This is a genomic window from Janthinobacterium salmonicoloratum (assembly GCF_051380845.1).
GTDB lineage: Bacteria > Pseudomonadota > Gammaproteobacteria > Burkholderiales > Burkholderiaceae_D > Janthinobacterium > Janthinobacterium lividum_F.
On sequence record NZ_JBNYXV010000001.1, the window covers coordinates 1,595,309 to 1,616,329 of the forward strand.

Sequence of the window (21,021 nt, forward strand, 5' to 3'; positions counted from 1 at the left end):
ACATAAATGTTGCCGCCAATCTCATTAATTAGAATAGAATTAACAATAATTACACCGTAACAAGGTACTGAATGAAATTCACGTTCAGGGGCGTGCGCGGCTCCATCCCCTCTCCCGGCCCGCGCACGGCGCGCTATGGCGGCAACACCACATGCATCGAAGTGCGCACCGACAACGATAGCCTGATCATTCTCGATGCGGGTAGCGGCATCTTCTCGCTGGCGCAGCAACTGCCGCCGGGCGAGCCCGTTGACGCACACGTCTTCATCACGCACAGCCACTGGGACCACATCCACGGCCTGCCCATGTTTTCGCCCCTGTTCGTGGCCGGTAACCGCATGCGCCTGTACGGCGCCCACGATGCGGCCGCCGGACGCGGCATCGAGCACGTGATGGCGGTGCAGCTGCAAAACAGCTATTTCCCTGTCAGCGAAGCGGCCATGGCGGCCTGCATCGAGTACCGCACGCTGGCGCCCGGCGAAGCCGTCGAGGTGGGTGGCGCGCGCGTGCGCAGCGCGGAAATGAACCACCCTGTCGTCAACCTCGGCTACCGCATCGACTGCGGCGGCGCCGCGCTATTTTTCAGCGGCGACCATGAACCGTTCTACAACCTGCATGCGCCCGGCCATGCCGAGCATGCAGCCTGCGCGGCGCGCAATGCGCAGCGCCAGGCCGGCATCGACGCGGTGGTCGCCGGCGTCGACGCGCTGATCATGGATTGCTCCTACACGCGCGAGGAATACCCAGGCAAGCAGGGCTGGGGCCACGGCACCTTCGACGCCGCCTTCGACCTGGCCCTGCGCTGCGGCGCGCGGCGCCTGTACTGCACCCACCACGAACCGACCCGCAGCGACGAGCAGCTCGAAGCCGTGTTTGCCGACGTGATGGGCCGCTATGCGAGCCGCCTGGACGGCCTGCAGGTATTCCTCGCCTACGAGGGGCTGACGGTGGAACTGGCCGGCGCATAAAAAAAGGGAGCCGCAAGGCTCCCTTTTTACTGGCGTTGGCTATCCATTACATGATGTGGTGGCCAATCCACCAGGCGACTGCTGCGACGAAGGCCGAAGCAGGAATCGTGAAGATCCAGGCCCAGACGATATTGCCCGCCACGCCCCAGCGCACGGCCGACATTTTTTGCGACGAGCCGACGCCGACGATGGCGCCCGTGATGGTGTGCGTGGTCGACACGGGAATGCCCAGCGCCGTCGAGACGAACAGGGTGATCGCGCCACCGGTTTCGGCGCAGAAGCCACCCACCGGTTTGAGCTTGGTGATCTTCTGGCCCATGGTCTTGACGATGCGCCAGCCACCGAACAGGGTGCCGAAGCTGATGGCCGTGTAGCACGAGATGATGACCCACATCGGCGGCATGGCGTCAGCCGCACTGGAGTAGCCGGCGGCGATCAGCAGCATCCAGATGATGCCGATGGTTTTTTGCGCATCGTTGCCGCCGTGACCCAGGCTGTAGGCGGCCGCCGATACCAGTTGCAAACGGCGGAACCACTTGTCGACCTTGCGCGGCGTCGAACGCACAAAAATCCACGACACGAGCAGCATCATGATCGAGCCAAATACAAAGCCCAGTACGGGTGCGATCACGATGAAGGCCACCGTTTTCCACAAGCCGGCCGCGACCAGCGCGCCCGTGCCCGACTTGGCGACGGCTGCGCCCACCAGGCCGCCGATCAGGGCGTGCGAGGACGACGAAGGAATCCCGTAGTACCAGGTAAACAAATTCCAGAAGATGGCGCCCATCAGCGCGCCGAAGATCACGTACTGGTCGATCACCGCCGGGTCAATCGTGCCCTTGCCCACCGTGGCGGCCACGGTCAGCTGGTGGAACACGAAGATGGCGACGAAGTTGAACGTGGCGGCCATGGCAACCGCGGTCTGCGGTTTCAATACGCCCGTCGAGACCACCGTGGCGATCGCGTTGGCGGCATCGTGGAAGCCGTTCATGAAGTCAAACAGCAGTGCGAGGACGATCAACAGGCCTAGCACGTAGATGCTGATTTGTATGGTCATTGTAGTTTCTTTTCTGATTCTGGTTCAGGACAGGCCCAACGCTTACGCGTTTTCGACGATGATGCCTTCGATAATATTGGACACATCTTCGCAACGGTCGGTCACGGTTTCCAGAATTTCGTAGATCGCTTTCATCTTGATCAGATTGCGCACGTCCGGTTCGTCGCGGAACAGTTTGGACATGGCGGCGCGCATCACGTGATCGGCGTCCGATTCCAGGCGGTCGATCTCTTCGCAGATGGCGACAATCTTGCGCGAGTTGTCCATGTTGTGCAGCATGGCGACGGCGTCGCGCACTTTCTCGGTACAGGCCAGCACCAGTTCGGCCAGGCGCTTGGCTTCCGGCGTGACGGCTTTCAGGTCGTACAGCGAGACAGTTTGCGCCGCATCTTCCAGCAGGTCGAGGATGTCGTCCTGGCGCGTGATCAGCTGATGGATGTCGTCACGGTCGATCGGCGTGATGAAGGTCTTGTGCAGCATTTCCACGGTGGCGTAGGTGACTTTGTCCGCCTGTTTCTCGATGCTTTCGATCGCATGCACGCGGTTTTCCAGGTCGTCGAAATTGGTCATCAGGCCGAGCATCTCTTTCGCGCCCTTCACGCACAGTTCCGCGTGCTGGTTAAACAATTCAAAAAACTTGCCCTCAGTGGGCATCAAGCGTCCAAACATGTCATTCTCCGTTAAGCATTGAGTCGTGTTATTTACTACAGAAAGCCGCCCCGTATGAGGGGGCGGCCAATGGAATATCAGTGCTGCTGTGTTAGTCGCCTTGGTAAAGCGCCAGGCCACCACTGTAATTGCCAAATTTGGTGTACTGCCCCATGAAGGTGAGGCGGATGCTGCCGATTGGACCGTTACGTTGTTTACCGATGATGATTTCGGCCGTTCCCTTGTCTGGCGAGTCGGGGTTATACACCTCGTCGCGGTAAATGAACAGGATCACGTCGGCATCCTGCTCAATAGCACCCGATTCACGCAAGTCGGACATGACAGGACGTTTGTTCGGGCGTTGCTCCAGCGAGCGGTTCAACTGCGACAGCGCGATCACGGGGCAACCAAGTTCTTTCGCCAGGCCTTTCAAGCCCCGTGAAATCTCGGAAATCTCCGTGGCGCGGTTGTCGCCCGGAGTATTGGCCGACATCAGCTGCAAGTAATCGACGATGATCAGGCCCAGCTTGCCGCATTGACGCGACAAGCGGCGCGAGCGGGCGCGCAATTCGATGGAATTCAAGGCCGGCGTTTCATCGATGTACAACTGCGCGTCGTTCATCTTTTGAATCGCATTCGTCAGGCGCGGCCAGTCTTCGTCGTTCAGGCGGCCCGTGCGCAGACGGTGCTGGTCGAGCTGTCCGACGGAGCCGAGCATACGCATGGCCAGCTGGGCGCCGCCCATCTCCATCGAGAACACGGCCACGGGCAAGCCGCTGTCGATGGCCACGTTTTCGCCGATGTTGACGGAAAACGCCGTCTTGCCCATCGATGGACGGCCCGCCACGATCACCAGGTCGCCCGGCTGCAGACCGGAGGTCATGCGGTCGAGGTCGATGAAACCGGTGGGCACGCCCGTGATTTCACTCTGGTTGTCGCGGCTGTACAGTTCGTCGATGCGCTCGACTACTTGCGTCAGCAGGGGCTGGATGGCGGTCCAGCCCTGGGCGCCGCGCGCGCCTTCTTCGGCGATGGCGAAAATCTTCGATTCGGCCTCGTCAAGCATCTGCTTGACTTCCTTGCCTTGCGGGCTGAAGGCCGTGCCGGAGATATCGTCGGCGACGGTAATGAGTTTACGCAGCACGCCGCGGTCGCGCACGATCTCGGCGTAACGCCGGATGTTCGCAGCCGATGGCGTGTTTTGCGCCATGGCGTTCAGGTAAGCGAGTCCGCCCACATCATCGGCCTTGCCGAGCTGGGTCAGGGTTTCAAAAACAGTAATGACATCGGCTGGCTTGGAAGCGTTAACCATCTTGACGATTTGCTCGAAGATGATGCGATGGTCATAGCGATAGAAATCCTCCGCATGCATGAAGTCGGCGATGCGGTCATACGCGGCATTGTCGCGCAGCAGACCACCGATAACGGATTGTTCTGCTTCGATCGAATGCGGCGGAATACGGAGGGAATCCAGTTGCGGATCAGAGGGGGCGTTCATGGCGCGAATTATACCCGCTTCGGCGTGCTGGCAAAAATAAAGGGCTGAAATTGAGCGAAAAAAAGGCCACAAAAAAGCCGGGCGAACCCGGCTTTTCATAGTGCGGCAGCGCTTGCGGGCCAGGCCCGCAGACGATTACGCGTTCGCGTCTGGAACGACAGCGATAACAACTTCCACGACCACGTCGGTGTGCAGAGCAACCGAAACGTTGTGCTCGCCAACGATCTTCAGCGGGCCGGTAGGCATGCGGATTTGTGCTTTTTCAACAGCAAAACCTTGCTTGGTCAGCGCTTCAGCGATGTCGAAGTTGGTGACGGAGCCGAACAGACGGCCATCAACACCAGCTTTTTGAGCAACTTGAACGGTCAGACCGCTCAGTTTTTCGCCTTGGGCTTGCGATGCGGCCAGTTTGGCGGCAGCAGCTTTTTCCAGTTCGGCGCGCTTGACTTCGAATTCAGCCACAGCGGTTGCCGTAGCACGACGTGCCAGGCGTTGCGGGATCAGGAAGTTACGTGCGTAACCGTCTTTGACTTTGACGACTTCGCCGAGGTTACCGACGTTAACAACTTTTTCTAACAGAATGATTTGCATAGTTCTTCTCCAGGAATATCTGACCGATTAAGCGTGGTGCAGATCGGTGTATGGCAGCAGCGCGAGGAAGCGAGCGCGCTTGATTGCGGTGTCAACTTGGCGCTGGTAGTGCGCTTTGGTACCGGTCAGGCGTGCTGGCATGATCTTGCCGTTTTCTTGGACGAAGTCTTTCAGCGTGTCGACGTCTTTGTAGTCGACTTGCTCAACGTGAGCTGCGGTGAAGCGGCAGAACTTCTTGCGTTTGAACAACGGGTTTTGCTGTTTGCGTTTTTCTTTAAGCTTGAGCTTATTTTTGTCGAACTTTTTACCGAATGCCATGTCAGGCTCCTGTATCTAAAATGCGCTAGTCGGGGTGACTGCACTAAAATCAATGATGTGAAACACCAAACTCTTGCTGTTGCGGCTCTTCCTGGCCAGGAAACCCGTGAACTGATATACCCCGCCCAAGCTTGCCTGACTGAACCGGCCTGAGATTTCGCCAGCGGCTAGCGCGGCAACATCAAACTCGGTCAAACGGGCAATCCCTGCTTCCATCTGCTGCGAACTGTGTTGCAATACTGCATTCACAATCGGCAGCCCTGCCGGGGTATAGCGCAATATTTCGCGCTCGGCAATGATGGCGGTTACTTGTAGCTGGTTCAGCGCACGATCCTGGTCAAGAATTAAGCTGCTGCTGCGGCTGGAGCGGCTGCTGGTGCTTCGGTGCGGTGGCTTTTGGCCGCGTCTTCGCGTTGTACCGATTTCATCATCGGCGAAGGAGCTGTTTCAGCTTTCTTCATTTTAACGGTCAGGTGACGCAACACGGCATCATTGAATTTGAATGCTGTTTCCAACTCGACCAGGGTCTCGTTGTCGCATTCGATGTTCAGGCAGATGTAGTGTGCTTTAGGCAGCTTTTGGATCGAGTAAGCCATTTGACGGCGGCCCCAATCTTCCACGCGGTGAACCGAACCGCCGCGGGTGGTTACGCTGGCTTTGTAGCGTTCGATCATCGCGGGCACTTGCTCGCTTTGGTCCGGATGGACGATAAAGACTATTTCATAATGACGCATGCAAACTCCTTCAGGTCGGATTGATAATCGCCCACCCCGGCGTCAAGACGGGTGTGGGAAGGTCAGCCGAAGATTATAACCGCCTTTTGCAAACGTTTCAATCATTCCTTCCACAAGCGCCCGAAAAGCCCCTGCGCCACCATGCTTTCTGCCCACGGACAAGTATTTCTTGCGAAATTCGCCGAAAACACGGAAATCCCCTTGCATAGTGGGCGATACTGTACAAAAATACAGACTGTTCATATAGACAGCATTTTAGTATGCACCCACCGCTCATGATCAAGCTGACAGCACGACAAGAACAAATCCTGAACCTGATCAAGGACGCGATTGAAAACACGGGTTTCCCCCCCACCCGTGCCGAAATCGCCAATGAACTGGGTTTCAAATCAGCAAATGCGGCCGAAGAGCATTTGCAGGCTCTGGCCCGCAAGGGCGCGATCGAGATTTCGCCCGGCACCTCGCGCGGCATCCGCCTGATCGGTGCGGCGGCGAGTGCGGCCGCCGAAGCCCTTGCATCGAAGGTGCCGGCAGCGCTGCTGATGTCGCTGCCCCTGATCGGCCGGGTGGCCGCAGGTTCGCCCATCTTGGCGCAGGAAAACCTGGAAGCGAGCTACAACGTCGACCCGGCCCTGTTCTCGGCCAAGCCCGACTTCCTGCTGAAGGTGCGCGGCTGGTCCATGCGCGACGCCGGCATCATGGATGGCGATTTATTGGCCGTCAAGAAGGTCGACAGCGCCAAGAATGGCCAGATCGTCGTGGCCCGCATCGGCGACGAAGTCACCGTCAAGCGCTACAAGAAAACGGGTTCCGTCATCGAACTGCTGCCGGAAAACCCCGACTTCAAGGTCATCACCGTATCGCCGGAAGATGAATTCGCCCTGGAAGGTTTGGCCGTCGGCCTGATGCGCAGCTGGCATTAGGAGAGAAGGCGCTTGCATCACACATGCGAGCGCTTAATTTCCAACCTATTGACAACATCGGCAAGACCGTCCTACTTGTTTGGCACAGGGCTTGTCACCCATTGCGGCGTGTTCGCACTACGTGAACGATCCAGCTCACTCATTTCATTTTCTGTCTGAATTTTTTTATTCTCAGCCAAGAGGTACTTCTCTGTTCTGGCTTGCCACTCATCGCGCTGCGCCAAGATCTTTTGCGCCAGTTCACGTCCGTCGGCGCTCACCCGCGCATAGGCCACATCCATGCGCAGCTTAGCCTTTTCAAATTCCTGCTCATTCATCAGCGCTTCAATGGCAGATGGAATGGCTTTACCAGGCGGCAAAGAAGCATTCAGTTTACTGACAAAGCTGTTATAGCATGTCATCCAGGCATCAACACTATCGGCCACAGCCCTGATCTGACGCTTGGTTTTGGAGAATTCAGGGATCACCGGAGTGACACACTTCATCTTACTCAAGGCAATATCCTCGCCAGCATATGAATTGACATAGTAATCAATGTCACCTTTTCGCTCGACACGGCTAGCCATAAGGGCCAGCGCAGCATCGGCATTTTTGTTGCCCGCCTTGGATGCCTGCCCAAACCATTGTCCGGCTTGCACGGCATCGACGCCTACTCCCTCACCATATAAATACATCTCACCCAAATGAAATTGAGCCTCCGCATTCCCTGCCTGAGCCAGCTTCTTATATAAATCCAAGGCTTGCGGATAAGCCTTGGATTGCAAGAATTTATTCGCATCCGTCAGATCATCAGCATATACAGCGGAAGAAAATAACAATAAAGCACTAAATACAATTTTTTTCATTCTCACTCTCCAATTAAGAAATAGACACAAATGCTTTAATTACACCTAAATGTAATCTTTTTCTCAAAAAAGTGAAACCTTATTCTTCTTCCAATGCCTGCCTGAAGTCACCCAGCAGATCGGCTTCGTCTTCGATGCCGACGGAGACGCGGATCAGCGATTCAGCGATGCCCATGCTGGCGCGCCGCTCTGCGCCCATCTCGTAAAAGATCGTGTGGGCGACGGGAATGACCAGGGTGCGCGTGTCGCCGAGGTTGCTCGCTGGAATGGCAAGATTGAGACGATTCAGGAAATCGAAGCAGTCGATGCCATCCTTCAACTCAAAGCTGAACAGGGAGCCATAGCTGCGGAACAAATCCGTCGCCAGCGCATGCTGCGGGTGCGATGCCAAGCCAGGATAGTGCACGGCCGCCACTCTAGAGTCCGCTTGCAACATGGTGGCCAGCGCCAGGGCGTTCGAGCAGGTTCGGTCCATGCGCAAGGCCATGGTTTCCGCACCGACGGCAATATGGTGCGCCGCTTCCGGGCCCAGGGAGGCGCCGAAGTCGCGCAAGGCCTTGGCGCGGATTTGCGCGATGCCCCACTGCGCGGGCGCCGCCTTCTTGTAGTTTTCAAAGATATTCGGGTACCGCGTCCAGTCGAACACGCCCGTGTCCGTCAAGCTGCCGCCCAGCGCATTGCCGTGGCCGCCGATGGATTTCGTCAAGGCATTGACCACCAGGCCCGCGCCCACGGCTTTCGGGCGGAACAAATATGGCGTCGTCATCGTATTGTCGACGATGTACAGGATGCCCTTCTCACGGCACAGCTCGCCGATCTTTGCCAGGTCGGCGATCTGCGTGCGCGGATTGGCGATGGTTTCGACAAACACGATGCGCGTGGCCGGCGTGATGGCGGCGGCCACGTTGGCCACGTCGGTGGCGTCGACGAAGGACACGGCGATGCCCTGCCCCGTCACCGTTTGCCACAGGCTGTTGGTGTTGCCAAACAAAAAGGCCGACGAGACGACGTGATCGCCCGCGCGCAGCAAGGATTGCACCACGGCGCCGATGGCGCCCATGCCGGTGGCGAAGCACAGGGTCGCCACACCGTCTTCCATCTTGTTGACCTTGTCTTCCAGCGCGGACACCGTCGGGTTGCCCTGGCGGCCATAGCGGAAACCCGGCTCCTTGCCTTGGAATACGGAAGCGAGCTGGCGCGCGTCGGCGTACCCAAAGGCAACGGAGGTGTGCACGGGCTTGTGCAGCGAGCCATGCTCGATGCCCTTGCGGCGGTCGTTATGCAGGATGGTGGTGGTAAAGCCGTAGTTTTTTTTATCGTTCATGATCGCAGAGAAAAAAAAGCCCGGCGCAGGCCGGGCAGGTTACTTATGCTTCCGTTGTCGCCAGGTTCAGGTTCAGCTGGGAACGTGGCGTATCTTCGGGCGCTGCCGCCTTCGGATGGTGGCGCGCATATTCCAGGCGGTCCAGGTATTCCTGCGACACGTCGCCCGTCACGTACACGCCATCGAAGCACGACGCCTCGAAGTTGGTCAGGGCCGGGTTGACGTCGGCGATCGCCTGCTTGAGCGCACCGATATCCTGGTACACCAGGTAGTCGGCCGTGATTTCGCGGCACACTTCTTCCGTCGTGCGGCCGTAGGCGATCAGCTCGTCGCGCGTCGGCATGTCGATGCCATACACGTTCGGGTAGATGACCGGCGGCGCGGCCGAGGCGAAGATGACTTTCGTCGCGCCCGCTTCGCGCGCCATCTGCACGATTTCACGGCTGGTGGTGCCGCGCACGATGGAATCGTCGACCAGCAGCACGACCTTGTCCTTGAATTCGGACGGGATGGCATTGAGCTTCTGGCGCACGGATTTCTTGCGTGCCGCCTGGCCCGGCATGATGAAGGTACGGCCGATGTAGCGGTTTTTGATGAAGCCTTCGCGGTACTCGATGTTCAGCGCCATGGCCAGCTGGATGGCGGCCGGACGCGAGGAATCGGGAATCGGCATGACCACGTCGATATGCACGCCAGGCAACTCGGCGCGGATCTTCTCGGCCAGGTATTCGCCCATTTTCAGGCGCGTCGCGTACACGGAGGCGCCGTCGATGACGGAGTCGGGACGGGCCAGGTAAACGAATTCGAACACGCACGGGTTCAGGCTGGCATTGTCGGCGCATTGGGCGCTGTGCAATTGCTTGTCAGCATCGATGAAGACGGCTTCCCCGGGACCGATGTCGCGCACGAAGCGGAAGCCCATGCCTTCCAGGGCCACGGATTCAGAAGCGATCAGGTATTCAGGACCCAGCTCCGTTTCATTGATGCCCAGGCACAGCGGACGGATGCCGTGCGGGTCGCGGAATGCCAGCAAGCCCACGCCGGCGATTTGCGCGACGGCGGCGTAACCGCCCTTGACGCGGCGGTTCAATACGGTGACGGCCTTGAAGATGGCTTCCGGGTCCAGGTTCAGGCCCGTCGTCGCTTCCTGGATTTCATGCGCCAGCACGTTGAGCAGCACTTCCGAATCGGAATCGGTATTGATGTGGCGGCGGTCGTTCTTGAACATTTCCAGCTTCAACTGTTCCCAGTTGGTCAGGTTGCCATTGTGCGCCAGGGTGATGCCGAAGGGCGCATTCACATAGAACGGCTGTGCTTCCTCTTCGCTCGACGAACCGGCCGTCGGGTAGCGGCAATGGCCGATGCCCGTCGTGCCTTGCAGCGAACGCATATTGCGCGTACGGAAGACGTCACGCACGAGGCCGTTGGCTTTGTGCATGGAAAACATACTGCTGTGATTGGTCGCAATCCCTGCCGCGTCCTGACCGCGATGTTGCAGGAGCAACAAGGCATCATAGAGCAATTGATTAACAGGTTGATGGGAAACGACGCCGACGATGCCACACATGGTGTGCTCCTAAACTGTGCTACTGATTTTAAAAAAATTCAAAATTTCACATGCTGCGCATAAGCGGCAGGCAGATAAGGCTTGATGGCGCGCGCGCCCTGTTCCGCGAACGGGCTGAGCAGCGCATTTTTCCAGAATGGCTGCTGCGGTATGGACGTCATGCCACACAAGATGACGGCGGTCAGCACGATCACAAGGCCCCGCGCCACACCGAACAGGCTGCCCAGGGTGCGGTCGGCCAGGCTCAAGCCCGTCACCTTGACCAGCGCATCGACCGTCATGGACAGCAATCCCATCAAAATACGCACGCCGATGAACAGCACCACGAAGGCCAGCAATAAACGGATGGCTTCACCCGGCACGGCTTCCGGCAGGAATTTCGCCAGGGTGGCGCCATAGGCGTTGGCAATGACGAAAGCCACGATCCAGCTGACCAATGACAGTATTTCCTTGACCAGGCCGCGCATCATGCTGATCAGCACGGACGTCACCAGCACGAACAGCACCAGGTAATCGAAGATCGTCACGCGCGTTCAGCCTTGCAACATCACGCCGGCACCAGACTGCCGCCCAGGCCCAGCTTTTGCAGCTTGGCGCGAGTCTTTTCAGCGTCTTCGCGGCTGCCGAACGGCCCCACGCGCACGCGGATGCGCTCGCCCGCCGGGCTGGAGACTTTCTGCGTGTACGACTTGATGCCCGCTTCGCGCAACTTGTCCTGCAATTCATCGACCTTGTCCTGCGTCGCCAGCGCCGCCACCTGCACCACGAATTTGCCGCTGCCGGCATCGTGCGCTTTCTCTTGCGGCTTGTCTTGCGGCTTGCCTTCCAGTATAGCCAGCGCGCGCGCGGCATCGTCGGCCGATTGCGCCGGCTTGGCAGGCTTCGGCTCAGGCTTGGTTTCCGGTTTTACTTCATGCTTCGGTTCAGGCTTGGGCTCGTGTTTCGGCTCGGCCTTGGGTTCCGGCTTGCTTTCGTGCTTAGGTTCCGGTTTTGGCTCCACCTTGACCGGCTTGGGCTCAGGCTTGGGCTCGGGTTTCGGTTCCACGTAAGCTGGCTTGACCGGTGCAGGCTGGGCAGCGGCCAGCACGGGTGCCGGTGTGGGCTTGGCCGCAGGCGGCAGCGGAGCGTCGACGATTTCCTCGGACTGGTCCAGGCCATTCGATGCGGCCTGGGCCGGGACGGACGGCACAGGTGCAGGCGCGGCGGCCTTTTCCTTCGACGGAATGTCGATGGCGATATCGTTGAAAGGTGCTTTCGGCTCGGAATCGAGCAGCATCGGCAAGCCGACAGCCACGCCCAGGGCCAGGGCGATGGCCCCGACCAGGCGGCGGCGTGCGCGCTTTTTTTCAGGCAAGACCGGATCCGGCGCTTCCTTGCCGCCACGGCGCGATCCACCTCCACCGGAGGTGTTGGCTGCGCGCTTGCGGGTCGGCGACTGTGCTTCGCCAGGGACATAAAAGCCGCTGTCTTCGCCAGAGGATTCTTGCTTGTTTTTAAACAGTTTCGAGAACAAGCCCATGCGTGATTTTCAGTCGAGTGCGTTTCAGTGAAGTGAGGATTTTCGGGCCTTCATCACGCCTGCGACGGTGAGGAAAGAACCAAAGACCACAATTCTATCATTCTCACCGGCCCGGCTCATTGCATTTGCAAAAGCTTGTGCCGGATCATCGAAAATAGCCACAGTATGTTCACTGCTGTCAGGCTTATCTTCCAGCATGATCTGCACCTTGGCGGCCAACTCGGAAGCCGTGGCTGCACGCGGCGAAGGCAGACCCGTCAGGCACCAGTGGTCAACATGTTCGCTCATCGCGGCCAGCACGCCATCGATATCCTTGTCCTGCATGGAGCCGAACACGGCGTAGGTGTACGGGTGGAAACCCATATTGCCCAGGTTCTGGTTCAGCGCCGAGGCCGCGTGCGGGTTGTGCGCCACGTCGAGGATCACGCTGGGGCGCCCAGGCAAGACCTGGAAGCGGCCAGGCAATTCCACCGTCACGAGGCCCGTGCGCACTTCCTGCGCGCCCACGGGCAGTTTCAGCTTCAGCACTTCCAGCGCGGCCAGCACGGCCGTCGCATTGAGTATCTGGTTGGCGCCGCGCAAGCTTGGATACGCGAGCGAATTGCGGCGCTGCTCGCGCCCGCCGTAGTTCCACTGCTGCTTGTCGCCTGAGTAGTTGAAATCGCGGCCCATCAGCCACAGATCGGCGCCGATGGCCTCGGCATGGTCGATCAGCGACTGCGGCGGCACGGGGTCGCTGCAGATGGCCGCCTTGCCCGGGCGGAAGATGCCCGCCTTTTCAAAACCGATCGCTTCGCGCGTGTCGCCCAGGTAATCCGTGTGGTCGATATCGACGCTGGTGACGATGGCCACGTCGGCGTCGATCACGTTGACGGCGTCCAGGCGCCCGCCCAGGCCCACTTCCAGGATGACCACATCCAGTTTCGCCTGCGACAGCAGGTGCAGGATGGCCAGGGTGGTGAATTCGAAATACGTCAGCGGCGTATCGCCGCGCACGGCTTCGACGGCGTTGAAGCTGGCGACGAGCTGTTCGTCGCTGGCCATCTCGCCCAGCACGCGGGCGCGCTCGTTAAAATCGAGGAAATGCGGCTTGATGTACAGCCCCACTTTGTAGCCGGCACGCAACAGCACGGATTCCAGCATGGCGCAGGTGGAACCCTTGCCATTCGTGCCAGCCACCATGATCACGGGGCAAGTAAAAGCCAGCTGCATGCGCGCCTTGACGGCTTGCACGCGGTCCAGGCCCATGTTGATCTGGGTTTCCGAATGGCGGGTTTCCAGCATGGCGAGCCATTCCGGCAAGGTGGTGGGGAGCTTGTGCATGGGAGACTTCTTGATGAGGAGACAGTGCGCGCGGCGCGCAGACGGTGTAGCGTGGCAACCGGGCGGGTCCGCAGGACACCGCCCGGCCTGTTACTTTGGCGTTACGCCAAGACTTCGACAGCCTGGTTTTGCAACAAGGCCAGCAGACGGGCGATTTCTTCGCGCATCTTGCGACGGTCGACGATCATGTCGACGGCGCCCTTGGTGACGAGGAACTCGGCGCGCTGGAAGCCTTCCGGCAGTTTTTCGCGCACGGTGTTTTCAATCACGCGCGGGCCGGCAAAGCCGATCAGTGCTTTTGGTTCAGCGATAACCACGTCGCCCATGAAGGCGAACGAGGCGGATACGCCGCCCATGGTCGGATCGGTCAGCACGCTGATGAATGGCAATTTCTTTTCGGACAGCTTGGTCAGCATGGCCGTGGTTTTCGCCATTTGCATCAGGGACAGCAAGCCTTCCTGCATGCGCGCGCCACCGGTGGCGGTGATGCAAATGAACGGCACTTTCTGTTCCAGCGCGATTTGCGCGCCGCGCACGAAGCGCTCGCCCACGACGGAGCCCATGGAGCCGCCCATGAATTCAAATTCGAAGCACGCCACGACCACTGGCAGGCTCATGATGGCGCCGCCCATGACGACCATCGCATCGGTCTCGCCCGTCGCTTCCATGGCGGATTTCAGGCGATCCGGGTATTTCTTGCTGTCCTTGAATTTCAAGGTATCGACGGGCAGGATTTCCTGGCCGATTTCATAGCGACCGCCCGCGTCAAGCAGGCTGTCGAGGCGTTCACGTGCGCGGATGCGCATGTGATGATCGCATTTCGGGCAAACGTGCAAATTCGATTCCAGGTCCGTACGGTACAGCACGGCTTCGCACGACGGGCACTTGACCCACAGGCCTTCCGGCATGGTCTTGCGCGCGGCAGCATCAGAACGCTGTATGCGCGGTGGCAGCAGTTTTTCCAACCAACTCATATTTTCTCCTTGGGCCCTTGTAGGGGTAGCGTCGGTGGACGCCCCCGGCAGACGGTAAACGGCGGCGCCCCCGCAGGGCGCCACCAAAAAATTTTATCTATTGCACAATGACAGGCATTCAGTGGCCGAAGTGTAGCCGTTTATCGCCGGGCTGTCGAACTTTGCCGCCACCCGAGCTTGCGTAAACAGCAAGCTTGCTCAGGCGTCCAGTGCGGCGCGAATACCAGTCGTAAAGCTGCGCACGGCGTCGACGGCGCCCCCTTCCGGGGCATTTTCAATCTCCTGGATGATGCGGCTGCCGATCACGACGGCATCGGCCACCTTGGCAACGGCCTTGGCCGTGGCGCCATCGCGGATGCCGAAGCCCACGCCGATAGGTAATTTTACATGCTGGCGGATGGCTGCGAGGCGCTCTGCCACCTGTTCCGTATCAATGTTTCCCGCTCCCGTGACGCCCTTCAGCGACACATAGTAGCTGAAGCCGCCGCCAACCTTGGCCACTTGCGCGATGCGCTCTTCGGTCGAGGTGGGCGCCAGCAGGAAAATCAGGTCGAGACCGGCCGCGCGCATGGCGGCGGCAAATTGCTCGCATTCTTCCGGTGGATAGTCGACGACGATGGCGCCATCGGCGCCGGCCGCTTGCGCTGCCTCAATAAACGCGGCGCTGCCGATGCGCTCGATGGGGTTGGCATAGCCCATCAGCACCACGGGCGTCGTCTGGTTGGTCTCGCGAAACTGGCGCACATAGCCGAATACATCGTGAATGCCGACGTTGAACTTCAAGGCCCGTTCGCAGGCGCGCTGGATGACGGGGCCTTCGGCCATGGGGTCGGAAAACGGCACGCCCAGCTCCAGTATATCGGCGCCGCCCTCGACGAGCGCGTGCATCAGGGGCACGGTGGCGTCAGGACCGGGGTCGCCCGCGGTGATGAAGGTGACCAGGCCGGTCTTGTTGTTCGATTTTAAATTGGCAAAGGTGGTGGCGATACGGGACATGAGGAGCTTTCTTTATCAGTGGAGGATGTCGGATTACGCGTTGACGCGCTAATCCGACCTACGCAATACCGGTATTGTCAGTTGATTAACTGAAATTCAATCCCATGCGCTCCGCCACGGTATGCATGTCCTTGTCGCCACGGCCCGACAGGTTGGCCAGTACGATCTGGTCTTTCGGCAAGGTGGCCGCCAGCTTGGCCGCGTAGGCCAGCGCGTGCGACGACTCCAGGGCCGGGATGATGCCTTCGATATGGCAGCAGTCGTGGAAAGCCTGCAAGGCCTCGTCATCCGTGATCGACACGTATTGCGCGCGGCCGGAATCTTTCAGCCACGCATGTTCCGGACCCACGCCGGGATAGTCGAGGCCGGCCGAGACGGAATGCGTCTCGATGATCTGGCCGTTTTCATCCTGCAGCAGATAGGTGCGGTTGCCGTGCAACACGCCCGGGAAGCCGGCCGTCAGCGAAGCCGAGTGCTTGCCTGTATCCAATCCTTCGCCAGCCGCTTCCACGCCGATCAGTTTCACATCGTTCTGGTCGATATACGGGTAAAAGATGCCCATGGCATTCGAGCCGCCGCCGATGCAGGCCAGCACATAGTCGGGCTGGCGGCCCGTCATTTCCGGCATCTGCACCAGGCATTCCTCGCCGATCACGGACTGGAAGTCGCGCACCATCATCGGATACGGATGGGGGCCGGCCACGGTGCCGATGATATAAAAGGTGTTTTCGATGTTGGTGACCCAGTCGCGCATGGCTTCGTTCAGCGCATCCTTGAGAGTCTTGGAGCCGGATTCGACGGGCACGACGGTGGCGCCCAGCAATTTCATGCGGTACACGTTCTGTGCCTGGCGCTTGACGTCTTCGCTGCCCATGTAGACCACACATTCGAGGCCGAAGCGGGCGCAGATGGTGGCCGTGGCCACGCCGTGCTGGCCGGCGCCCGTCTCGGCAATGATGCGCGGCTTGCCCATGCGCTTGGCCAGCAGTGCCTGGCCGATCACGTTGTTGATCTTGTGCGCGCCCGTGTGATTCAAGTCTTCGCGCTTGAAATAGATTTGCGCGCCGCCGGCCATTTCGGACCAGCGCTTGGCGTGATAGATGGGCGATGGACGGCCGACGAAATGTTTCAGCTCGTAGCGGAACTCTTCGAGGAATTCCGGATCGACGCTATAGCGGGCGTAGGCGTCTTTCAGCTCGGCCAGCGCATGCGTGAGCGTTTCGGCAACGAAAGAGCCGCCATACGGGCCGAAGTGGCCGCGCAGGTCAGGAAACGGGTAATCGGTGGCGTGGAACAATGCGGCGGCTGCGCCGGGCGCGGCGCTGTGGTCATTCATGTGGTCATTCATGGTGGTTTCCTCTGGCAATGATGGCATCGGCATCCTGCACCGCGGCGATGAACGCGCGGACTCGGGATGCGTCCTTGATGCCCTTGGACGCTTCGACACCACTGCTGATATCGACGGCGTAAGGGCGCACGCGCACCACTGCGTCAGTCGCGTTTTGTACGCTCAAGCCACCACTTAAAACGACCCGAGGCGCGAGTTCTTCTGGAATGAGGGACCAATCAAATACCTTTCCTGCACCGCCGTAGGCATCCACATAGGTGTCCAGCAACAGGCTGGAAAACAAGGGACTGGCGGCGCGATAGCGCTGTTCGTATTCTAGCAAATCTTCAAAGCTGGTGTCGGGTTTGATGCGGAACACTTGCGTAAACGGCGTATTCACGGCGCCGGCGAGCGCCGCGCTGTGTTCGGGCGTCTCATCGCCATGAAATTGCAGCAGGGACAAGGGCGCCACGGCCTTCGTGGCCCGTACCTCGTCCACGGTGGCGTTGACGAACAGGCCCACCGTCGTCACGTAGGGCGGCATGGCCGCGATCAGACTGGCCGCCTGCTCGGGCGTCACGTAGCGGGGGCTTTTCGGATAAAACACAAAGCCGATGGCGTCGGCGCCCGCCGCCACGACCGCCTGGATGTCTTCAACGCGGGTCAGGCCGCAGATCTTGATGCGTGTGCGTGGCATGTTATTCCTTGAGGTTATTGCTTGATGCGAAACGTCAGAACCAGGGCAAGGCGCTGCTGCTATCTTGCGGCAATGCCCATTTTGGATCGTAATCGATCTGCGCCAGGTACAGGCCGTCCGGCATGAAGGTGGGCGCCGCCGCGTGGCGATCTTTACTTTCAAGCAAGTGCCTCAGCCAGTCCGGTTCTTCGCGCCCCGTGCCGATGTAGACGAGCGAACCGACCAGGTTGCGCACCATGTGGTGCAGGAAGGCATTCGCCGTAATGGTGAAGATGACGCAATCACCGCGCCGCTCGATGCGGATGTCATGCATGAGCTTGACGGGCGACTTGGCCTGGCATTGCGCGGCGCGAAAGGCCGTGAAATCGTGCCAGCCCAGCAGCGGCTGCACGGCCTGGCGCATCAGTTCCACGTCCAGCGGACGGAAAAAGAAGCCGGCGCGCCCTTCCACCAGCGGTGAACGGGTGGCGTTGTTATACAACACATAATGATAGGTACGCGCGCGAGCGCTGAAGCGGGCGTGGAAGAAATCGTTGACGGTGGGGTCGCCGGCCAGCTCTTTGGCCCAGCGCACGGCAATGGATTTCGGCAGGAAGGCGTTGACGCCGCGCACCCACGAGTGCACGTCGCGGTTCAGCTCCGTATCGAAGTGCACGACTTGCTCAAGCGCATGCACGCCCGTATCCGTGCGGCCGGCGCACGTCGTGGCCAGGCGCACGCGGGCAAACTGCTCCAGCGCGTTTTCCAGCTGGTCCTGCACCGTTTGCCCATCTTCCTGTTTCTGGTATCCGTGCCAGGCCGTGCCGTCGTACTGCAGGCCGAGGACGATACGCTTCAATGGCGTTGCTGTCGTAATATTTTGCATCGAAGCATTATACCGGCGCAAAGGCAGCCCCGCCTTCCGGCCACACAAGCGCCTGAGACGGCGTTCAGGGCAAGGCGCGCGGTCGAAGACAGTACGAATAGTACGGCGAGACCGTGCAACGCAGCCATGGACGTCGTATCAGGTGCTTAGCTCAGCAGCGCACGCATGGTATTGGCTTTTGCGACCTGTTCGGCGCTGCCGCCCTTGATGACCTCATCGATCAGCTCGCGCGCGCCTTCCTTGTCGCCGATTTCCTGGTAAGCGATCGCCAAGTCCAGCTTGGTATCCATTTCCATGTGGATGGCCGACAGCGGGTCGTCCACGCCGACGCTGGCCGTCTTGCCATCGTTGAGGTCCAGGTCGATGCCGGACAGGTCGAATTCCTGTGCCGGCGGTATGGCTTCCGGCAAGGTCGCCGGCGTTTGCGCGTCGTCGAACAGGCTGTCGAGGGAAGGCTCGGCCGCCGCGACCGGCGCGGCAGCTGGCGCCACCGGTTCGTCGAGGTCGAAATGGGCCAGGTCCACGTCCTTCAATGGATCGGGCAGCGGCGTCAAGCCGGCGCCCACGCCATTCACGGGGCCCGCTGGCGGCTCCAGATCCAGGCCGAAATCCATGCTGGCGTCATAGTGCGCATCCTGCGCGGCGGAGACCGGCTTGCTGTCCGGTCCCGGCATGACGATCGGGTCGCTGGTGGAAACGGGCTCGAAATCGAGGCTGTCGAGGTCAAAATCGAGGGGCGCGCGCGCATCGCGGGCCGCTACGGAGGATACCGGCTCGGCCCGCGCCAGGTCAGCCGATGGCACTGACTCAGGAGTAGACAGATCGTCGGGCAAGTCCATGCTTTGACCATGCAAGTCGTCGCCGGCAGCCTTGCTCAGGCTGACAACGGCGTCGTCTTCCGTATCGCCATACAGGGGATTGGCAGGATCGAGCGCCAGGCCCAAGGCGGCCGCCTGCGGCCACTCTTCGCCCTGACCGCGCGTCAGGCTGTACAGCTCGCTGGCCTGGTCTTCAAATGCGCGCACGTCGTTGCGGGCAGAATAGATTTCCAGCAGCTTCAGGCGGGCCGCATGGCGTTCCGGGTGGATGCGCAAGGCTTCCTTGAGGATATCTTCCGCCTGGCCATCGCGGCCGTAGGCGATATACACGTCCGCTTCGGCGACCGGGTCCGTTTCATTCGCATCGAGCATGCTGGCACCCGCCGCGGCGGCCACACCGGCAGCGGCGGCGCCCGTGCCGAACAGGTGGTTGCTCGCTTCGGACTGCTGGTCTTCCGGCGCCAGGCCAGCCGGCGGCGCCACTGGCGCTTCCGGTTCGAACACGGGGGCGATATCTTCGGCGGGCGGCGGCACGTCCTTGCGGCGGCGCGCGATCACCAGCGCGGCCACGGCAGCCATCAACGCTGCCAGGCCGATGCCGACGGCGCCCAGGTGGTCATTGATCTTGTCGGCGAAGGTCGGTTCCAGCGGCGATGGCTTTTTCACCAGCGGTACCGGCTTGGCTTTGGGCACGGGAGGCTGGGCTTCGGCCGGCGCGCTGGCGATGGCACTGGCCGGTGCACTGGCCGGTGCACTTGCAGCGGCCTCGGCCGGTTTGGCGGGCGCCGGGGCGCTCTTGTCGGCCATGGCCTTGCTCTTCACCGCCATCAGCTTTTCCAGATCGCTGACGTTCTTTTCCAGCTCTTTTACGCGGGCAGCCGCTTCATCGACCTGTTTCGCCTTGGCGATCTTGTCTTCCTCGCTGGCGACGGCGCTCTTGCCGGCAGACTTGGCCGCCGGCTCCGCCTTCGACAGTTTCAGCTTGTCTTGCGACTCACTCACGGCCGTCGGCTTTTCCTGCACCTTGGTCGGGCCGATCTTGCCGGCCGTGCTTTGCGTCGCTTGCGCGGCCTTGGTCGGCTTGCTTTGCGACACCTGGCCTGCCAGCTTGTTGCGGTAGGCTTCAAAATCGATGGCGTGCGCCGTCACGATGCCCTTCGCTTCAGCCGCACCAGTAGCGCGTACGGTGTCCGCACCCGGCACGGCCAGAATGCGCCCAGCCTGCATGCGGTTCATGTTCTCGCCCTTGAAGGCGTCGGGATTGGCGCGGTACAGGGCCACGAGCATCATGTCGAGCGAGACGCCCGATGGTTTCAGTTCGCTGGCGATGCGGCTCAGGGTGTCACCCGCCTTGACCTTGTATTCACCAGCCGGCTTCTTGCGTGACTCTTGCGCCGCCGTCGGCTCCACATTGCGCCCGGCCCGGCCCGGTTCGGCCGGGGCCGTCACTTGCGCGCCGCGCGTCTGGCGCGCTTCGGGCGTGTCGAGTACGAATGCATATTCGCGCACCTGGCGACCGCTCTTGCTGCTCAGCTCCAGCAGCAAGTCGACCAAGGGTTCGGCCACCGGTTGCGCCGAACTGATGCGGATGAAGGCCTTGCCGTCGCGGTTTTCCACGGCAAACGTCAACGCGTTCAGGGCGGGATTGAATTCCACGTTGGCCTGGCGATATGCGTCCGGCGGCGCCAGCTTGGCCAGCAGGCTCGAGGCCTCGCCTGGCTTGACGGCCGATAATTCGACCTCGGCACGCAGTGGCTGGCCGGCGGCGGACAGCACCGTGATCTTGCCCAGCTCGGCTGCGGATACCGCCGGTGACAAGAACACCGCACAGGCGACAGCGCTGCTGAGTGTTTTAATGGCAAGGGAGGCGCCCCGGGGACGAGTGTGTACAGGCATAGTTGGCGGCATCTTAGTTGACATGGGAAAACTGTTACTTTTCCAGAGGTATCAACATATCATCATGCCCAGAGCTATGCAAGCTCCGCATGGTTGAGCCTTGACGGGCTCAGGGCGAAAAAAAAGCCGGGAA

General features: G+C 60.3%; 21 protein-coding genes. 2 read left to right on the forward strand and 19 right to left on the reverse strand.

The genetic code is table 11. The features are described 5' to 3' along the window. Window positions 1-71 precede the first annotated feature (71 nt). A complete protein-coding gene (locus tag ACQ4WY_RS07395) occupies window positions 72-968 on the forward strand; it encodes an MBL fold metallo-hydrolase (protein ID WP_436503451.1) in 897 nt (298 codons plus the stop codon). A 46-nt stretch (window positions 969-1,014) separates the two neighbouring features. Here the strand turns inward: ACQ4WY_RS07395 and ACQ4WY_RS07400 are convergent, their stop codons facing one another. From ACQ4WY_RS07400 to rpsF, 7 genes are all read right to left on the reverse strand, one after another. After that, entirely contained in the window at window positions 1,015-2,025 is a 1,011-nt protein-coding gene (locus ACQ4WY_RS07400; RefSeq protein ID WP_034783457.1) for an inorganic phosphate transporter, read from the reverse strand. A 42-nt stretch (window positions 2,026-2,067) separates the two neighbouring features. Continuing rightward, on the reverse strand, window positions 2,068-2,694 hold the full coding sequence (locus tag ACQ4WY_RS07405) for a DUF47 domain-containing protein (protein ID WP_353660537.1): 627 nt from the start codon (window positions 2,692-2,694) through the stop codon (window positions 2,068-2,070). A 91-nt stretch (window positions 2,695-2,785) separates the two neighbouring features. Continuing rightward, a complete protein-coding gene (locus ACQ4WY_RS07410; RefSeq protein ID WP_034750488.1) occupies window positions 2,786-4,171 on the reverse strand; it encodes a replicative DNA helicase in 1,386 nt (461 codons plus the stop codon). 135 nt (window positions 4,172-4,306) lie between these two features. Beyond that, window positions 4,307-4,762, reverse strand: a complete 456-nt coding sequence (gene rplI, locus ACQ4WY_RS07415; protein ID WP_034783456.1) for a 50S ribosomal protein L9 — start codon at window positions 4,760-4,762, stop codon at window positions 4,307-4,309. A gap of 27 nt (window positions 4,763-4,789) precedes the next feature. Further along, window positions 4,790-5,080, reverse strand: a complete 291-nt coding sequence (rpsR, locus tag ACQ4WY_RS07420; protein WP_010400024.1) for a 30S ribosomal protein S18 — start codon at window positions 5,078-5,080, stop codon at window positions 4,790-4,792. A gap of 15 nt (window positions 5,081-5,095) precedes the next feature. Then, entirely contained in the window at window positions 5,096-5,404 is a 309-nt protein-coding gene (gene priB / locus ACQ4WY_RS07425; protein WP_071322552.1) for a primosomal replication protein N, read from the reverse strand. A 20-nt stretch (window positions 5,405-5,424) separates the two neighbouring features. Beyond that, the gene (rpsF, locus tag ACQ4WY_RS07430) at window positions 5,425-5,814 is read right to left on the reverse strand and encodes a 30S ribosomal protein S6 (protein WP_034750499.1); all 390 of its coding nucleotides are present in this window, start codon (window positions 5,812-5,814) and stop codon (window positions 5,425-5,427) included. Between the two features lie 275 nt (window positions 5,815-6,089). Between rpsF and lexA the strand changes: the two genes are divergently transcribed. Further along, window positions 6,090-6,737: a transcriptional repressor LexA gene (gene lexA / locus ACQ4WY_RS07435; RefSeq protein ID WP_219115017.1), complete on the forward strand. Its 648-nt coding sequence runs from the start codon at window positions 6,090-6,092 to the stop codon at window positions 6,735-6,737. 71 nt (window positions 6,738-6,808) lie between these two features. On the opposite strand, the gene ACQ4WY_RS07440 is transcribed toward lexA, so the two are convergent. From ACQ4WY_RS07440 to ACQ4WY_RS07495, 12 genes are all read right to left on the reverse strand, one after another. Beyond that, window positions 6,809-7,582, reverse strand: coding sequence for a tetratricopeptide repeat protein (locus ACQ4WY_RS07440; protein WP_436503453.1), 774 nt, complete (start codon window positions 7,580-7,582; stop codon window positions 6,809-6,811). Between the two features lie 79 nt (window positions 7,583-7,661). Next, complete coding sequence (locus ACQ4WY_RS07445) at window positions 7,662-8,906, reverse strand: cystathionine gamma-synthase family protein (RefSeq protein ID WP_436503455.1); 1,245 nt, start codon at window positions 8,904-8,906, stop codon at window positions 7,662-7,664. 43 nt (window positions 8,907-8,949) lie between these two features. After that, entirely contained in the window at window positions 8,950-10,473 is a 1,524-nt protein-coding gene (gene purF / locus ACQ4WY_RS07450; RefSeq protein ID WP_353660535.1) for an amidophosphoribosyltransferase, read from the reverse strand. A 38-nt stretch (window positions 10,474-10,511) separates the two neighbouring features. Next, a complete protein-coding gene (locus ACQ4WY_RS07455; protein ID WP_152250139.1) occupies window positions 10,512-11,000 on the reverse strand; it encodes a CvpA family protein in 489 nt (162 codons plus the stop codon). A gap of 20 nt (window positions 11,001-11,020) precedes the next feature. Continuing rightward, window positions 11,021-11,992, reverse strand: a complete 972-nt coding sequence (locus ACQ4WY_RS07460) for an SPOR domain-containing protein (protein ID WP_436503457.1) — start codon at window positions 11,990-11,992, stop codon at window positions 11,021-11,023. 24 nt (window positions 11,993-12,016) lie between these two features. Continuing rightward, on the reverse strand, window positions 12,017-13,315 hold the full coding sequence (gene folC, locus ACQ4WY_RS07465) for a bifunctional tetrahydrofolate synthase/dihydrofolate synthase (protein WP_436503459.1): 1,299 nt from the start codon (window positions 13,313-13,315) through the stop codon (window positions 12,017-12,019). Window positions 13,316-13,416: 101 nt separating this feature from the next. Then, window positions 13,417-14,289, reverse strand: coding sequence for an acetyl-CoA carboxylase, carboxyltransferase subunit beta (gene accD / locus ACQ4WY_RS07470; protein ID WP_010400390.1), 873 nt, complete (start codon window positions 14,287-14,289; stop codon window positions 13,417-13,419). Between the two features lie 198 nt (window positions 14,290-14,487). After that, window positions 14,488-15,285: a tryptophan synthase subunit alpha gene (gene trpA / locus ACQ4WY_RS07475; protein ID WP_436503461.1), complete on the reverse strand. Its 798-nt coding sequence runs from the start codon at window positions 15,283-15,285 to the stop codon at window positions 14,488-14,490. 85 nt (window positions 15,286-15,370) lie between these two features. Further along, window positions 15,371-16,621, reverse strand: coding sequence for a tryptophan synthase subunit beta (trpB, locus tag ACQ4WY_RS07480; protein WP_436504410.1), 1,251 nt, complete (start codon window positions 16,619-16,621; stop codon window positions 15,371-15,373). Between the two features lie 4 nt (window positions 16,622-16,625). Next, window positions 16,626-17,327, reverse strand: a complete 702-nt coding sequence (locus tag ACQ4WY_RS07485; protein WP_436504411.1) for a phosphoribosylanthranilate isomerase — start codon at window positions 17,325-17,327, stop codon at window positions 16,626-16,628. A gap of 16 nt (window positions 17,328-17,343) precedes the next feature. Then, the gene (gene truA, locus ACQ4WY_RS07490) at window positions 17,344-18,174 is read right to left on the reverse strand and encodes a tRNA pseudouridine(38-40) synthase TruA (RefSeq protein ID WP_436503462.1); all 831 of its coding nucleotides are present in this window, start codon (window positions 18,172-18,174) and stop codon (window positions 17,344-17,346) included. Between the two features lie 146 nt (window positions 18,175-18,320). Then, on the reverse strand, window positions 18,321-20,810 hold the full coding sequence (locus ACQ4WY_RS07495) for a motility hub landmark protein FimV (protein ID WP_436503463.1): 2,490 nt from the start codon (window positions 20,808-20,810) through the stop codon (window positions 18,321-18,323). Window positions 20,811-21,021: the final 211 nt, after the last annotated feature.

Coding starts and splice junctions, on each gene's coding strand:
- purF (WP_353660535.1), bottom strand. CDS start 10,473: ATGTGTGGCATCGTCGGCGTCGTTTCCCATCAACCTGTTAATCAATTG.
- rplI (WP_034783456.1), bottom strand. CDS start 4,762: ATGCAAATCATTCTGTTAGAAAAAGTTGTTAACGTCGGTAACCTCGGC.
- trpA (WP_436503461.1), bottom strand. CDS start 15,285: ATGTCCCGTATCGCCACCACCTTTGCCAATTTAAAATCGAACAACAAG.
- trpB (WP_436504410.1), bottom strand. CDS start 16,621: ATGAATGACCACAGCGCCGCGCCCGGCGCAGCCGCCGCATTGTTCCAC.
- ACQ4WY_RS07460 (WP_436503457.1), bottom strand. CDS start 11,992: ATGGGCTTGTTCTCGAAACTGTTTAAAAACAAGCAAGAATCCTCTGGC.
- ACQ4WY_RS07410 (WP_034750488.1), bottom strand. CDS start 4,171: ATGAACGCCCCCTCTGATCCGCAACTGGATTCCCTCCGTATTCCGCCG.
- ACQ4WY_RS07395 (WP_436503451.1), top strand. CDS start 72: ATGAAATTCACGTTCAGGGGCGTGCGCGGCTCCATCCCCTCTCCCGGC.
- ACQ4WY_RS07445 (WP_436503455.1), bottom strand. CDS start 8,906: ATGAACGATAAAAAAAACTACGGCTTTACCACCACCATCCTGCATAAC.
- folC (WP_436503459.1), bottom strand. CDS start 13,315: ATGCACAAGCTCCCCACCACCTTGCCGGAATGGCTCGCCATGCTGGAA.
- accD (WP_010400390.1), bottom strand. CDS start 14,289: ATGAGTTGGTTGGAAAAACTGCTGCCACCGCGCATACAGCGTTCTGAT.
- truA (WP_436503462.1), bottom strand. CDS start 18,174: ATGCAAAATATTACGACAGCAACGCCATTGAAGCGTATCGTCCTCGGC.
- ACQ4WY_RS07400 (WP_034783457.1), bottom strand. CDS start 2,025: ATGACCATACAAATCAGCATCTACGTGCTAGGCCTGTTGATCGTCCTC.
- ACQ4WY_RS07440 (WP_436503453.1), bottom strand. CDS start 7,582: ATGAAAAAAATTGTATTTAGTGCTTTATTGTTATTTTCTTCCGCTGTA.
- lexA (WP_219115017.1), top strand. CDS start 6,090: ATGATCAAGCTGACAGCACGACAAGAACAAATCCTGAACCTGATCAAG.
- rpsR (WP_010400024.1), bottom strand. CDS start 5,080: ATGGCATTCGGTAAAAAGTTCGACAAAAATAAGCTCAAGCTTAAAGAA.
- ACQ4WY_RS07405 (WP_353660537.1), bottom strand. CDS start 2,694: ATGTTTGGACGCTTGATGCCCACTGAGGGCAAGTTTTTTGAATTGTTT.
- rpsF (WP_034750499.1), bottom strand. CDS start 5,814: ATGCGTCATTATGAAATAGTCTTTATCGTCCATCCGGACCAAAGCGAG.